The organism is Streptococcus sp. 2342, from assembly GCF_013276795.1.
GTDB lineage: Bacteria > Bacillota > Bacilli > Lactobacillales > Streptococcaceae > Streptococcus.
The window spans coordinates 183,526-198,605 of sequence record NZ_VMLR01000003.1; the positions used below are offsets into that span (position 1 = coordinate 183,526).

Here is a 15,080-nt window from a genome sequence, read left to right on the forward strand (position 1 = left end):
GATGGAATCATTGATTCAAACCTATTTACCAAATGTCTATAAAATGGGCTGGGCTGGTCAAGCAGGTTGGGGAACAGCTATCTACCTAACCCTTTATATGACAGTTCTTTCCTTCATCATCGGAGGATTCTTGGGGCTAGTGGCAGGTCTTTTCCTTGTCTTAACAGCGCCAGGTGGTGTCTTGGAAAACAAGGTCGTCTTCTGGATTTTGGATAAGATTACCTCTATTTTCCGTGCGGTTCCTTTTATCATCCTCTTGGCAGTCTTGTCACCCTTCTCTCATCTAATCGTAGGAACAAGCATTGGTCCAAATGCGGCTATCGTACCGCTATCTTTTGCAGTCTTTGCCTTCTTTGCTCGTCAGGTGCAGGTTGTCTTGGCTGAGCTAGATGGCGGTGTCATTGAGGCAGCTCAAGCGAGCGGAGCGACTTTCTGGGACATCGTGGGTGTTTACCTATCAGAAGGTCTTCCAGACTTAATTCGCGTGACAACTGTGACCTTGATTTCCCTTGTTGGGGAAACAGCCATGGCCGGAGCGGTTGGAGCTGGTGGTATCGGTAACGTAGCCATCGCTTATGGATTTAACCGCTATAATCACGATGTAACTATCTTAGCAACCATCATTATCATTTTGATTATCTTTGCGATCCAATTCTTGGGAGATTTCTTAACTAAGAAATTGAGTCATAAATAAAGAGAATTAGGCAATCTGTACATCATTCATAGGAGTTGTCGTTATAGTCAAGACTTAAAATTCTCTGTACTGGTTGCTATCAACCGTTACTTTTATGAGTTAGAGAGTTAAGAATTGTGGGGAGTCAATATGCAAAATCTGGGAGAAGTTTTTAAAGAATTGAGAAAGAGTCGGAATGTATCTCTACAGGAGGCGACGGGAGGAGAGTTCACTTATTCCATGCTGAGCAAATTTGAGCGTGGAGAAGCAGATTTATCATCTATGAAATTGATTACTGCCTTAGATAACATCCACTCTGATTTGAATGAATTTATGTACTTGGTACGTGGTTTTTCTCAGAAAAAGGTTTTGGCTTTTCAAGAAAATCTCTGGGATTTATATGACAGAGAAGGGATTGATTCTCTCCATTCCTTGTATGAAGAGACGACTCAAAAGTACAGATCAAGTGCTAAAAAAAGCTATCTCTTACAAATGATTCGTATCAAAAGCCTTCTCGTGTTTTTTGATTCAGAAATAAGAGCAACGGATGAAGAACTGACTTTTCTCTATGACTATTTTTTTACTATTGATATCTGGGGAAATTATGAATTGGAACTATTTTCAACGATTTCTACTTTGTTTCCTCTGCCTCTCTATTTTAAATATTCTAGGGAGATGTTACAAAAGACGGATTTATTAGGCTCTTTACCGAGTAACAAAGTTGGTATTGACACTATTTTGATTAATGGACTTTTTAAAGCGATAGAGGAAAAGGATAAATTAAAAGCAGACTATTTTACCTTTCAGATTGAAAAACGAGAATTGCCAGAATCTCAAGCCTATCTTAAAATCATTTATATGATTGCTAAAGGGTATTATGATACTATTTTTAATGTTAAAAATAAGGGTCTTGAGAAAATCCAGAGAGGCATTACAATCTTACAAGATTTAGAGTATATAGATGGTGCAAGATATTATGAAAACTATTTTGAAAATCAGTTTTCAAATAAAGATTTGTAATATATTCTCGTTACATCGACTGATGAAAAATAAATGGGCTTGTAGATGGAGTGATAAATAGTAGTATCTAGGAGCTAGAGTTTCTATTTTCAGAAAAAATATATTACAAAAAAGTGGGGAGTCCCGCTTTTTTTGTTAGACTGGTTTCAATAGAATACTCTTTGAAATATGGAGAAAGGCCTGTTATGAAACTATTCTTAAGCCATCATTTATTTAGAATACTGACCTTATCGAGATTTTTGAGCTCAAGTGGAGCTTATATTTATAATCTGGTATTTATTATTTATGCTGCGAGTCTACCCTTTAAAAATATAGCTGTATTTATGGCGAATATGATTACGATTTTACCTTTCCTATTTACTTTTTATGTTGGGATTAAGGCTGATCATACTCGGAATAAAGCAGGGACAATTATCTGGGTTGGTTGTGTGCAAAGTCTACTATTTCTTTTGATTGCTAGTGTGATTCATAATCAGAACTTTGTAACGTTTGCTTTTATCTGTATGGTTAATATCTGTTCGGATATTTTATCAGATTATACAGCAGGCCTTCGTATGCCGATTATCCAGCATAATATTTCGGAAGATAAGCTCTATGAAGCTTATTCCTTTACTCAGTTTGTCTCCTATTTATCAAATCTAGGAGGTCAAGCCTTAGGAGTGTGGTTACTCACAACAAGCCACCAAAATTTTTCTTTTGTTGCAATTGTAAATGCTGGCTTCTTTTTACTATCTTCTCTCATTTTGTTCAAAAATAGAAGAGAATTGACGCATTTGTCTGTAAGTGTAGAGGATAAGTCGATTAGTTTACTTCAACAAGTTAAGGTAATCTATGCGGACATGGATGATATCTTTAGGCAGAGAGAAAGTAAATCTTTGTTTAAAATGATCCTTGTCATTTTGGTAATGAATACTTTGGGAGGAGCTGTTGGAGGTATTTATCACTTTTACTTATTAGACCATACTATCTATCATCTCAGCTATGCTCAGGCCCTATTTTTAATCGAATGTGTTAGCTTGGGAGGAGCTATTCTTGGTAGCCTAACTCCCCATGATTATTTTGGGAAATGGTCGTTTTCAAGTTTGCTATCGCTCAATGCAATTCTGTTTGTCTTACTTGCTACTGCTAATATTTTAGATTTTTCTCCTCTAGTAGGTGTTGTTTGCTTAGCCTTTGTCATGTATTTGATGTCGAAATCAATGCCTAAATTAGATACTCTGTTATTGTCTAATTTGAGCGTGGATGTATTAGCTAGAAGTAATAATCTCTTGAGTATGATTTTTTCCCTAACATTACCCTTGGGGATGTCTGTATTTTCCTTCTTAGCTTTGCAAGATATCAGTCTTTGTTGGTGGGTGTTTTTGGTAGTGAGTGTGATAGGGTTGACTTTATCTCTAGAAAAAAGAAGTTTTTCAGGTAAAAAATTTTAACCTAGGGGAAATCAGGCTTACTAGAAGGTCTTCCAGATTTGATCCGTGTGACGACTGTGACCTTGATTTCACTTGTTGGTAAAACAGCCATGGCGGGGCAGTTGGAGCTGGCGGTGTTGGTAACGTAGCTATCGCTTATGGATTTATACTCTTCGAAAATCTCTTCAAACTACGTCAGCTTTGCCTTGCCGTAGGTATATGTAACTGACTTCGTCAGTCTTATCTCCAACCTCAAAACAGTGTTTTGAGCAACCTGCGGCTAGCTTCCTAGTTTGCTCTTTGATTTTCATTGAGTATTACAATCCAATTCTTGGGAGATTTCTTGACTAAGTCTTGAGCCATAAATAAAAAGAGCCGTGCGGCTCTTTTTTAGTAATCAGATTTTCTGTGCAAATTTTTTACTCAAGGCTTGTCCAATCAAGGCACCAACTAGGGCTCCAATGACAATACTTGCGATAAATAGAAGGATGGTTCCAGGATTTGGCGCGACCATGATACGGTCGATATATTCTTGCGATTTTCCTCTTGCTAGAAGGGTTGCCATATAGGCTTTGGGCGCAATCCACATAAGCAAGATTGGTCCTGATGTACTAAAGGCAAAGAGAATGAAAGAAAGGAAGTTCTTTGTTTTGTCCTTGTATTTTCCTAAATGAGCTACTCCATCTGCTAGGAGACCACAGATAATTCCAGGAAGGAAGGCGCCGGCACCGTGTTTAGTTCCCAAGAAAAAGAGAGCAATAACAAGGCCGATAGTGGTAATGGCTCCAAAACGCGGAACTTTTGCGATTAGAATCATATAGACGCTACCGCCGACAAGGGCAGTAAAGGCAGGCGCATAAAACATGTTTCCAGTTTGGTCAAAGAGATTGCCCAAAAGGACACCAATCCCCATGCAGAGGAAGTAAAGAATTGCAAAAAGCAGTGTAGTTAAGATAGATTTTTTCATGAATTGTCTCCTGATAATTTTTTCACAATTCTCATTTTACCATGGTTTGGTGGGATTGTAAATGGATACTAGAAGTTTTTGAAAACGCTTGAAATATGATATAATAGTTTCATAGTTATTTTTAGGGGGATATCATGGGTAGATTTTTAGACTTTGTCTTTAATCGTTTCTTTTTAGGGATGATTGCGACAGCCTTCTTTTGGCTATTAACATTGGCAGGAGGGATTATCCTTGGTCTAGCGCCGGCTAGTGCCACCTTGATGAGCCTGTATGCAGAACATGGTTATAGCTTTCGGGAATACAGTTTGAAGGAGGCGTGGTCTCTTTATAAGCAAAATTTTGTCTCAAGCAACCTGATTTTCTATAGCTTTTTAGGTGTGGATTTAGTTTTGGTCTATGGCCTGTATCTATTGGTTCAATTACCTAATCAGACCATCGTTCATTTGATTGCGACCTTTTTGAATGTCTTAGTAGTTCCCCTCATCTTTTTGGCCTATACAGTGTCTTTGAAATTACAAGTTTATTTTGACTTGTCTTATCGAAATAGTCTAAAACTATCCTTGATTGGCATTTTTATGAGTCTAGCAGCTGTGGCCAAGGTTTTTCTTGGGACAGTGCTACTTGTGGCAATTGGTTACTATATGCCTGCTCTTCTCTTCTTTGTAGGAATTGGGATGTGGCATTTCTTTATCAGTGATATGTTGGAACCGGTCTATGAAAGTATCCATGAAAAATTGGCGACAAAATAGAATGAAGCAGTTTTGGCTGCATACGCTTCTAAGAACCTACAGTTCAGTTATGATGATTATTATTGCGAGTTTTGCAATTTTACTCTCCTATGCTGACTGGGATTCACGGGAAAAGGAAGCCCAGAGAGTAGCCCAGCGTGTAACTGCTAGAACAGTGAGTGAAATTGAATATTACCATAGAGAGTCAACCCAGATAGCTCAGGCTTTAGTTGAAAATCAAGCTCGTATTGAGGGAATCTATAAATACTTTAGCCTTAGCATGCCAGACTATTTTTACTGGCAATTAGAGCGGAAAGCTTCGCCTTATGTATCAGTCTCTCTGCATGAAAATGTTGATGACCTCTATGTTCGAAATGATTTTGTAACTGGAGTGGCCATTGTTTTTCAAGATTACAAGGAAGTCTATGTTTCTACTAAAGACAAACGTAGTGGAGAAAAAATCAGGGCTGAGGATTTTAAACCAGCAGGAAATAGTTTTGCCATTCCGGTGTCTGATCCAGTGTCAGATCAAGATTTAGGAGTGATTTACATCTCCTTGGACCCTGCTGTTTTATACCATGCCATTGATAATACTAGAGGTCATACTCCGATGGCAGTAACAGTGACCTCACCTTTTGATACGGAGATTTTTCATATTGGTGAGACAGTTGATAAGGAGAGTGAAAATTGGCTAGTTGGCTTAACTTCTCATGGTTATCAGGTTCAGGTGGCAGTTCCCAAAAACTTTGTTTTACAAGGAACGGTGACCAGCTCTGCTTTGATTGTGGGCTTGAGCCTTCTCTTTATTGTCATTCTTTATCTGACTTTGAGGCAGACCTTTGCTAATTACCAAAAGCAGGTAGTGGATTTGGTGGATTCCATTCAAGTCATTGCTCAAGGCGAAGAGGGTCGTCGGATTGACATTTCCGAGAAAGATCAGGAATTGCTCCTAATCGCAGAGACTACTAATGATATGTTGGATCGATTGGAAAAGAACATCCATGATATTTACCAGTTAGAGCTTAGTCAAAAAGATGCCAATATGCGGGCCTTGCAGGCGCAAATCAATCCTCATTTCATGTATAATACGCTGGAATTCTTGCGCATGTATGCAGTTATGCAGAGTCAAGACGAGTTGGCGGATATCATTTATGAGTTTAGTAGTCTCTTGCGTAACAATATTTCTGACGAAAGAGAAACTCTCCTCAAACAGGAATTAGAATTTTGCCGTAAATACAGCTATCTCTGCATGGTTCGCTATCCCAAGTCCATTGCCTATGGTTTCAAGATAGATTCAGAGTTAGAGAATATGAAGATTCCCAAGTTTACCTTGCAACCGCTGGTAGAAAACTATTTCGCGCATGGTGTTGACCACAGGAGGACAGATAATGTGATTAGCATCAAGGCTCTTAAACAGGATGGGTTTGTGGAAATTTTGGTGGTCGATAATGGTAGAGGAATGTCGGCTGAAAAACTGGCAAGTATTCGAGAAAAATTAAGTCAGAGACATTTTGAACACCAAGCCAGCTACAGTGATCAAAGGCAGTCTATCGGGATTGTCAATGTCCATGAGCGTTTTGTGCTCTATTTTGGGGATCGATATGCTATTACTATAGATTCTGCAGAGCAAGCAGGTGTTCAGTATCGTATTACAATTCAAGATGAGTAGAAAGGGAGAAGATGTATAAAGTATTATTAGTAGATGATGAGTACATGGTGACAGAAGGTCTGAAACGTTTGATTCCCTTTGATAAGTGGGATATGGAGGTCGTCGCAACAGCCAGTCATGCCGATGAAGCCCTAGAATATGTTCAGGAAAATCCTGTCGATGTGGTCATTTCCGATGTCAATATGCCCGACAAAACAGGGCTTGATATGATTCGAGAGATGAAAGAAATCTTACCAGATGCTGCCTATATCCTGCTGTCAGGTTATCAGGAGTTTGATTATGTAAAAAGAGCTATGAACCTTAGTGTGGTGGACTATCTGGTTAAGCCTGTTGATAAGGTAGAGCTAGGAAATCTGCTGGAGAAGATTGCAGGTCAGCTCGGCGAGAGAGGTAAGAAAAGTCAGACCCTCAGTCAAGATTTAGACGATGCTGGATTTGTTAGTTATTTAGGTGGTAAGGAGAATTGGTGGATAGGTCTTTCAAAGGAAAAACAGGGCTCCTTCACTATTCCCTACTATGTCTTGGGTCAAGATTGGCAGATTTTCATTTCTGACCAACCCCTAGATGGTTTGGTCGTTACACCTTTTGAAGCTCCTTATCAAGAACACTTTGAACGCTGGAAGCTGAATGCTGAGAAAGCCCTCTTTTACGGCTCTGTAAATCTACAGCAGTCTCAGAGTCTCTTTGCCTACTACGAACCGATTTATAGGGTTATCATTCAGGGGAATCTCAATCAAATCGTGGAAGAATTGAACCTTTTGGAGAAGGTGGTTCTTGAAAATACACCGCGTGTTCCGATTACCAAACAGCTTTTTATCCAGTTTGTCATGGATGTCTTTCACTTGTTTGAACATCTCAAAGCTGATGATATGACGGACATTGTCAAAACCATTCATGCTATTCAATCCTTCGATGAATTGGTTTCTTATATCAAGGAAACTCTGACCAGCTTTTTCGGTCAATACCGTATGAATGAAAATGTGGTCAGTGTGCTGGAAGTCATTGGTCGTGATTACCAAAAGGAGCTGTCCCTCAAGGATATCAGTAAGGCCCTCTTTATCAATCCTGTCTATCTAGGACAGTTGATTAAGCGTGAAACCGATTCGACCTTTGCAGAGTTACTAAACAAACAACGTATTAAGGCTGCCCAGCAGCTCTTGCTTTCGACTAGTGATAGTATCGAAGATATTTGTTATGCTGTTGGTTACAGTAACCTTGGATATTTCTATAAAGTGTTCCGAAAATTGTGCGGAAAATCGCCAAAAGCTTACCGAAAACAGGTAGAAACGATACTATAAGATTTGTATTCCTTTGCAAAAAGTGCTATAATATGAATAATATTATTAGGAGGTTCTATCATGAAAAAGAAACCGATTTATCTATGGGTCTTGTTAATCTTGTCTGCCCTTATTTCAGCAATGTCTCTGTTTGGAATGTTGAGTCCCTTACCTAGCAAAGAAGCTCTTCGTGCCGCTCAGAAACAAGTTGCAGGGGTCAGTGCTCAGCAATTAGAAGACCAGCTTAATTACAACTATGGAGTAGCAGAAGCGTATCATTCTATTTTTAATATGGCCTTGATTGTGCTATCTGCTATTTTAGTGGTCGTAGCGATTGTCTTCCTTATTCGTAAGAATTTGCAATATGCAAACTATACTTACGTTGGCTATGTTTTGTTAGCTATTATCGGTTCGATTTATGGCTATGTTGGTTTACAGGACGCTGTGCAGTTGGTTCAAGATGAGACCATGCGTTTGACAATGAGTATTGGTTCAAAAGCTGTCAGCATTTTCTATATCGTCATCAATATTCTCTTCCTAGCTCTTGTCTTCTATAAGATGTGGCGACAACAGAAAGCCTTGGCAGAAGAAGAGGAAGCAGAAAATCTTGCCTAAGTATTGACAAAAAAGAACTATCAAGATACAATCTTGGTAGTTCTTTTTCGATTAAAAATAAAATCATGGAGGTACATATGAAGACAATTTCTTTAGTTTATATTAGTTTGAGTGGCAACACTGAAAGTTTTGTGACGCGCTTGAAAGATTATCTCTTGTCCCAGTACGAGGGAATTGAGGTTCAAAAGATTCATATCAAGGATTTGGTCAAGGAAGGTAAAAATTTCTATGAGATGGACCATCCCTATGTCGCTTTTTTGCCGACCTATCTCGAAGGTGGGAATGGCGTGGATAACGGAGATGTTGAGATCTTGACGACACCCGTTGGGGATTTTATCGCCTATGGTGACAATGCTAGCAAGTGTTTTGGTGTGGTTGGTTCAGGAAATCGTAACTTTAATAATCAATACTGTCTGACAGCCAAGCAATACAGTCAACGTTTTGGTTTCCCTGTATTGGCTGATTTTGAAATGCGAGGCATGCTGGAAGATATCAAACATGTCGCAGCTATTATCGCAGATTTGTATGAGTTGGAAAGGGAGAATTAAAGTCAATATAAGAGGCGCTTGGGATTTGCTAGCTGTTTTTTGAGTATAAACAGTCTTTGAGAACGTAAAAAAGCATAAGTTCAGGTCTTCAAAACCTTGTTCTTATGCTTTTTATCATAGAAATATTTGCTGCATTTTCTCTTGAAATGAAACCTTATACTCAATGAAAATCAAAGAGCAAACTAGGAAACTAGCCGCAGGCTGTACTTGAGTACGGCAAGGCGACGTTGACGTGGTTTGAATTTGATTTGCGAAGAGTATTATCTTCATCTCGCGCTTGTCAGTTAACCTGCTTTTCCGATTGCGAGTGCGTAGATAAAGAAGATGGCGAAGCCAAAGAGGAAAATCAATCCTGCAATGGCAAGGTGTTTGAGCCAAGAAGGAAGATGTTTGTTTTCACGCGTTACCAAGGCGTAATTCAAAAGAGCAAAGAAAGGTGTTGTCAGGAAAGAGCCAATCATGGCAAAGCGGAGCATGGTTGACACCTGACCAGAGAAGAACTTGATAATGACGATACCGATGATAGCAGTAATGGTCATCCAGATATTCAAAGATTTACGATTGTCTTCTTTTTGACTGATTAGCAGTCGGAGAGATTCCTGATTGACACGAGAATAGCCATCAATAACAGTGATAACTGTTCCAAAGATACACAGGAAAGCAATAAAGGTAATCAAGTAACGGGACCATTCGCCAAGAACAGAGGCATACATGCCCACGAATTGAGAGATGTATTTGGCCGAAGCAGCTTCAACCGCCTGCCCTGTAGGATACTGAATCAGTGCTCCCAGTGCTACAAAGAAGACGGCTAGGATAGCTGTTCCAATATAACCAGTGTTAAAGTCAAACAGAGCGTCTTCTGTGTTAAAGTTGACGGTCTTTCTCTTTTCAGCTGACCAAAGTGAATTGATAGCTGAAATTTCAATAGGAGCCGGCATCCATCCTAGGAGGGAGACGATGAAGGGCAGAGCTGCCATTTGCCAAGGTGTCTTCTCGACAAAATCAGAACTGTATTCTGGATGCTTGACCGCTGCGATGATAACTGCAAGAACAGTCGCAATGGTTAAGGCAGACATAATCCATTTGACCATACCATCTAAGAGTTTGTAGCCTCCAAAGAGTAGCATAGCCCAAATGACTGCAACGAGAATGAGGGACCACTGAGTGATGCTAAGACCGATCATTGGGAAGGCGCTGGCGATGATAGCTGAGCACAGAATGGCGACACCAGCTGTGTTGACCATAGCCGAAAAAACATTGAGGATAAAGAAAATCCAGAGATAGAGTTTTCCTTTTTCGGCATAACCTTCAACCAAAGTCTTTCCAGTATCAGCTGTGTATTCAGCACCAAAACGGAAAAATGGATATTTAAAGACATTGGCTAAGATGACCAAGAGAAGTAGAGACCAACCGTAAGAACCGCCAGCTTGAGTGGAAGATACAATGTGGGAACCTCCAACAGCGGCAGTTGCCATTAGGATTCCAGGTCCCATTGCTTTTAGCTTGCTTGCCCAGGTTGATTGATTTAAGGAAATAGCTTGTGACATGATAAATACTCCTTTTTGAATTTTCAGAATAATCTGGATATGTAATCTATATTCTACAAAAAACTTTGGGAAAATGCAAGAATATTTTGAAAAAAGATAGAAAATTACAGAAAATTTACAAAGAAGATCTGAAAATAACTGCTATGATAGTAAGGTACAGCAGGATAAAGAAAAACCGAGAAGTTTCTTTCTCGGATTTGCTTATTATGAGGTTCTTACTTTCTATGCTCCAAGAGTTGATTGATGTGATCCACTTTTTTAGCTTCTTTTTTATAAAGAATAGCCCAGATGATGAGGTAGACAATTGCAAACTCGATAATGAGCTGGAGATAGAAGAACCAGTGGAAGGGGAACCAACCTGCTAGGGTTGCTAGTGGGACAAAGCCAGCCAGCATAAGGAAGAAATGAGTCAGAGTGGCACGAAGCATGCTCCAGTCACGGCTGAATAATCGTTTACCAAAGTTGAAGAGAATACCGATGGCTGCCCAGATAAGAGTACAGTAGAGCAAGACCAGGGCACCGTGAACCTGATGTTGAGCCATCACTTGGCCGATGATAGAGTAGGGATTTAGTGGTGCGTAGATACTCGGTGCATAAATGAGTGAAAAGATGATAGAGAGGATGAGGCCGATAAGAACACCGGTGGCTGCGTCGTGAAATACTTGTTTTTTCATAGTTCTAATTTCTCCTTGATGGTTTTTAGGTAACGGCGTGAAGAGTAGGTGAAGCTTTCGTTTTTCAAGAAAATTTCTACTAGGCCGTTGGGGGTGAGCTTGAGATGAGAGATGGAATCGATATTGATGATTTCTGATTGGGAAATTTGGATAAAATTGGTTGGCAGAATTTCAAGGACCTGATAGAGTCGCAAATCAATGCTGTAGGTCTGACTCGCGGTTTCGGCTAGAACCTTCCGATTCTCGATATAGAAGCGTTGAATCTTGCCAATCTCAACGAGATAGACCTGATTATCGATTTTCCCTTTGATTTTTTCTGTTAGATCCAGATTTTCTGCGAACTCGATGACTTTCTGGACTTTATCTGTCGGCTGAGGTGCTTGAACAATCAGCTTTTCCTCTTCGTAAGTTTCACTAATCTGTAGTTCTACTTTCATAAACTTCTCTCCTTGTTTTTCATACAAAATTAATCTCACTTCTTGTACATCTTTATTAATACTCTTCAAAAATCAAATTCAAACCACGTCAGCGTCGTCTTGCCGTACTAAAGTACTGTCTGCGCCTAGCTTTCTAGTTTGCTCTTTGATTTTTATTGAGTATACCACTATTTTATGCCCCCTGGCAAGGGACTTTGTCTATGTGGAGGGATTTGGCTCCTATGTGGCGCTTGCTTTTCTGTCCTATCTGAAATATGGTATAATAGCACTAATCAATTTCTAGGAAAACAGGTACAGAAAGGGGCTGAAAAATGTCTCATATTATTGAATTGCCAGAGGTGCTGGCAAACCAAATCGCGGCTGGAGAGGTCATTGAACGTCCTGCCAGTGTGGTCAAAGAGTTGGTAGAAAATGCTATTGACGCGGGTTCTAGTCAGATTATCATTGAGATTGAAGAGTCTGGTCTCAAGAAGATTCAAATCACAGATAATGGTCATGGAATTGCCCACGATGAGGTAGAGCTGGCTCTGCGTCGTCATGCGACCAGTAAGATAAAAAATCAGGCAGATCTCTTTCGGATTCGGACGCTTGGTTTTCGTGGTGAAGCCTTGCCTTCTATCGCTTCTGTTAGTGTTTTGACCCTTTTGACGGCGGTGGATGGTGCTAGTCATGGAACCAAGTTAGTCGCGCGTGGGGGTGAAGTTGAGGAAGTCATCCCAGCGACGAGTCCTGTGGGAACCAAGGTTTGTGTGGAGGACCTCTTTTTCAACACGCCTGCTCGCCTCAAGTATATGAAGAGCCAGCAAGCAGAGTTGTCTCATATCATTGATATTGTCAACCGTCTGGGCTTGGCCCATCCTGAGATTTCTTTCAGCTTGATTAGTGATGGCAAGGAAATGACGCGGACAGCTGGGACTGGTCAACTGCGACAAGCAATCGCAGGAATTTATGGTTTGGTCAGTGCCAAGAAGATGATTGAAATTGAGAACTCTGACCTAGATTTCGAAATTTCAGGTTTTGTGTCCTTGCCTGAGTTAACTCGAGCCAACCGCAACTATATCAGCCTCTTCATCAATGGTCGTTATATCAAGAACTTTTTACTCAATCGTGCTATTCTTGACGGCTATGGTAGTAAGCTTATGGTAGGCCGTTTTCCACTGGCTGTCATTCACATCCATATTGACCCCTATCTAGCGGATGTCAATGTGCATCCAACCAAGCAAGAGGTGCGGATTTCCAAGGAAAAAGAATTGATGGCCTTGGTCTCAGAAGCTATTTCTAATAGTCTCAAGGAGCAAACTTTGATACCTGATGCCTTGGAAAATCTTGCCAAATCGACTGTGCGTAATCGTCAAAAGGTGGAGCAGACCATTCTCCCACTCAAAGAAAATACTCTCTACTATGAGCAAACAGAGCCGACAAGACCTAGCCAAGCTGAGGTGGCTGATTATCAGGTTGAATTAACTGAGGAAGGGCAGGACTTAACCCTGTTTGCAAAGGAAACTTTAGATCAGTTAACCAAGCCAGCAAAACTGCATTTTGCAGAGAGAAAACCTGCTAACTATGACCAACTAGACCATCCAGAGTTAGATTTAGCCAGTCTGGATAAAGCCTATGATAAGCTAGAGCGAGAAGAATCTTCAAGCTTCCCAGAGTTGGAATTTTTCGGGCAAATGCATGGGACCTATCTCTTTGCTCAAGGGCGAGATGGACTCTACATCATAGACCAACATGCGGCTCAGGAACGGGTCAAGTATGAGGAGTACCGTGAAAGCATTGGTGATGTTGACCAGAGCCAGCAACAACTCCTAGTGCCCTACATCTTTGAATTTCCAGCGGATGATGCTCTGCGTCTCAAGGAAAGAATGGCACTTTTAGAGGAAGTGGGCGTCTTTCTAGCAGAGTACGGAGAAAATCAATTCATCTTACGCGAACATCCTATTTGGATGGCAGAGGAGGAAATTGAGTCAGGTATCTATGAAATGTGCGACATGCTACTCTTGACCAAGGAAGTTTCTATCAAGAAATATCGAGCAGAGTTGGCTATCATGATGTCCTGCAAGCGGTCTATCAAGGCCAATCATCGTATTGATGATCATTCAGCTAGACAACTCCTCTATCAGCTTTCTCAATGTGACAATCCCTATAACTGTCCCCACGGACGTCCTGTTTTGGTGCATTTTACCAAGTCGGATATGGAAAAGATGTTCCGACGCATTCAGGAAAATCACACCAGTCTCCGTGAGTTGGGGAAATATTAAACTAAAAGGAAAACTATGTACGAATATTTAAAAGGAATCATTACCAAAATTACTGCTAAATACATTGTTCTTGAAGTCAACGGTATCGGTTATATTTTGCATGTGGCCAATCCCTATGCCTACTCAGGTCAGGTCAACCAAGAAGCTCAAATTTATGTGCATCAAGTTGTACGTGAGGACGCCCATCTACTTTATGGATTTCGCTCAGAAGACGAGAAGAAGCTCTTTCTCAGTCTGATTTCGGTTTCTGGGATTGGTCCTGTATCAGCTCTTGCTATTATCGCTGCTGATGACAATGCTGGCTTGGTTCAAGCCATCGAAACCAAGAACATCACCTACTTGACCAAGTTCCCTAAAATTGGTAAGAAAACAGCCCAGCAGATGGTGCTAGACTTGGAAGGCAAGGTAGTAGTTGCAGGAGATGACCTTCCTGCCAAGGTGGCAGTGCAAGCTAGCGCTGAAAACCAAGAATTGGAAGAAGCTATGGAGGCCATGTTGGCTCTGGGATACAAGGCAACAGAGCTCAAGAAAATCAAGAAATTCTTTGAAGGAACGACAGATACAGCTGAGAACTACATCAAGTCGGCCCTTAAAATGTTGGTCAAATAGGAGCAGAGCATGACAAAACGTTGTTCGTGGGTCAAGATGACCAATCCGCTCTACATTGCCTATCATGATGAGGAGTGGAGCCAGCCCCTCCATGATGACCAAGCATTGTTTGAATTGTTGTGTATGGAAACCTATCAGGCAGGCCTGTCTTGGGAAACGGTGCTCAACAAACGCCAGGCTTTCCGAGAAGCCTTTCATGGCTATCAAATTCAAGCAGTCGCAGAGATGACCGATACCGAATTGGAAGCCTTGCTGGAGAATCCAGCCATCATCCGAAATAGAGCCAAGATTTTTGCTACACGCGCTAACGCCCAAGCATTTTTACGACTACAGGAAGAATATGGCTCTTTTGATGCCTATCTTTGGTCTTTTGTTGAGGGGAAAACTATCGTCAATGATATTCCTGATTATCGCCAAGCCCCAGCTAAAACACCTTTGTCTGAGAAATTAGCTAAAGATTTCAAAAAACGAGGCTTCAAGTTCACAGGCCCAGTCGCCGTCTTGTCTTTTTTACAAGCAGCAGGCCTGGTTGATGACCATGAGAACGATTGTGAGTGGAAAAGCGGTCATTAGTGTGTACAGGTAACTCGCATATCTGAGAATAGAATATAGAAAAAGCTGAGAAACTTTTCCCAGCTTTTTATAT

At 40.7% G+C, this 15,080-nt stretch carries 15 protein-coding genes and 1 pseudogene; 12 read left to right on the forward strand and 4 right to left on the reverse strand.

The window, feature by feature from the left end; genetic code table 11:
- Position 1: 1 nt before the first annotated feature.
- From HT689_RS03390 to HT689_RS09700, 4 genes and pseudogenes are all read left to right on the forward strand, one after another.
- Positions 2-694: a methionine ABC transporter permease gene (locus tag HT689_RS03390; RefSeq protein ID WP_000444647.1), complete on the forward strand. Its 693-nt coding sequence runs from the start codon at positions 2-4 to the stop codon at positions 692-694.
- 129 nt (positions 695-823) lie between these two features.
- Positions 824-1,693, forward strand: coding sequence for an Rgg/GadR/MutR family transcriptional regulator (locus HT689_RS03395; RefSeq protein ID WP_173225061.1), 870 nt, complete (start codon positions 824-826; stop codon positions 1,691-1,693).
- 185 nt (positions 1,694-1,878) lie between these two features.
- The gene (locus tag HT689_RS03400) at positions 1,879-3,123 is read left to right on the forward strand and encodes a transporter (RefSeq protein WP_173225064.1); all 1,245 of its coding nucleotides are present in this window, start codon (positions 1,879-1,881) and stop codon (positions 3,121-3,123) included.
- A 17-nt stretch (positions 3,124-3,140) separates the two neighbouring features.
- Positions 3,141-3,268 (forward strand): annotated as a pseudogene (locus HT689_RS09700) (ABC transporter permease); the annotation flags it as partial.
- Positions 3,269-3,499: 231 nt separating this feature from the next.
- Here the strand turns inward: HT689_RS09700 and HT689_RS03405 are convergent.
- Positions 3,500-4,069, reverse strand: coding sequence for an MptD family putative ECF transporter S component (locus HT689_RS03405; RefSeq protein ID WP_173225066.1), 570 nt, complete (start codon positions 4,067-4,069; stop codon positions 3,500-3,502).
- 134 nt (positions 4,070-4,203) lie between these two features.
- Between HT689_RS03405 and HT689_RS03410 the strand changes: the two genes are divergently transcribed.
- The 5 genes from HT689_RS03410 to nrdI all read left to right on the forward strand — a co-directional run bounded on the left by HT689_RS03410 (position 4,204) and on the right by nrdI (position 8,906).
- On the forward strand, positions 4,204-4,818 hold the full coding sequence (locus tag HT689_RS03410; RefSeq protein WP_166732238.1) for a DUF624 domain-containing protein: 615 nt from the start codon (positions 4,204-4,206) through the stop codon (positions 4,816-4,818).
- Positions 4,796-6,466, forward strand: a complete 1,671-nt coding sequence (locus HT689_RS03415; RefSeq protein WP_345789530.1) for a sensor histidine kinase — start codon at positions 4,796-4,798, stop codon at positions 6,464-6,466. Before HT689_RS03410 ends, HT689_RS03415 begins: the two co-directional genes overlap by 23 nt.
- 11 nt (positions 6,467-6,477) lie before the next feature.
- The gene (locus HT689_RS03420) at positions 6,478-7,764 is read left to right on the forward strand and encodes a response regulator transcription factor (protein WP_173251604.1); all 1,287 of its coding nucleotides are present in this window, start codon (positions 6,478-6,480) and stop codon (positions 7,762-7,764) included.
- Positions 7,765-7,824: 60 nt separating this feature from the next.
- Entirely contained in the window at positions 7,825-8,358 is a 534-nt protein-coding gene (locus tag HT689_RS03425) for a hypothetical protein (protein WP_000729017.1), read from the forward strand.
- A 77-nt stretch (positions 8,359-8,435) separates the two neighbouring features.
- Positions 8,436-8,906 (forward strand): class Ib ribonucleoside-diphosphate reductase assembly flavoprotein NrdI, encoded by a 471-nt coding sequence (gene nrdI, locus HT689_RS03430; RefSeq protein ID WP_173225070.1) that lies wholly within the window; start codon positions 8,436-8,438, stop codon positions 8,904-8,906.
- A 284-nt stretch (positions 8,907-9,190) separates the two neighbouring features.
- On the opposite strand, the gene HT689_RS03435 is transcribed toward nrdI, so the two are convergent.
- The 3 genes from HT689_RS03435 to HT689_RS03445 form a co-directional block, all read right to left on the reverse strand.
- Positions 9,191-10,453: an NRAMP family divalent metal transporter gene (locus HT689_RS03435; RefSeq protein ID WP_173225074.1), complete on the reverse strand. Its 1,263-nt coding sequence runs from the start codon at positions 10,451-10,453 to the stop codon at positions 9,191-9,193.
- Positions 10,454-10,668: 215 nt separating this feature from the next.
- Positions 10,669-11,127 (reverse strand): DUF3021 domain-containing protein, encoded by a 459-nt coding sequence (locus HT689_RS03440; RefSeq protein ID WP_173225077.1) that lies wholly within the window; start codon positions 11,125-11,127, stop codon positions 10,669-10,671.
- Entirely contained in the window at positions 11,124-11,564 is a 441-nt protein-coding gene (locus tag HT689_RS03445) for a LytTR family DNA-binding domain-containing protein (protein WP_164226527.1), read from the reverse strand. Before HT689_RS03445 ends, HT689_RS03440 begins: the two co-directional genes overlap by 4 nt.
- Before the next feature lie 311 nt (positions 11,565-11,875).
- Between HT689_RS03445 and mutL the strand changes: the two genes are divergently transcribed.
- From mutL to HT689_RS03460, 3 genes are read left to right on the forward strand one after another with little or no spacing between them, the layout of a single operon-like run.
- On the forward strand, positions 11,876-13,825 hold the full coding sequence (gene mutL, locus HT689_RS03450; RefSeq protein WP_173225080.1) for a DNA mismatch repair endonuclease MutL: 1,950 nt from the start codon (positions 11,876-11,878) through the stop codon (positions 13,823-13,825).
- 15 nt (positions 13,826-13,840) lie between these two features.
- Entirely contained in the window at positions 13,841-14,434 is a 594-nt protein-coding gene (gene ruvA / locus HT689_RS03455) for a Holliday junction branch migration protein RuvA (protein WP_000273423.1), read from the forward strand.
- Between the two features lie 9 nt (positions 14,435-14,443).
- Positions 14,444-15,007 (forward strand): DNA-3-methyladenine glycosylase I, encoded by a 564-nt coding sequence (locus HT689_RS03460; protein WP_173225083.1) that lies wholly within the window; start codon positions 14,444-14,446, stop codon positions 15,005-15,007.
- The last annotated feature ends 73 nt before the right edge of the window (positions 15,008-15,080 follow it).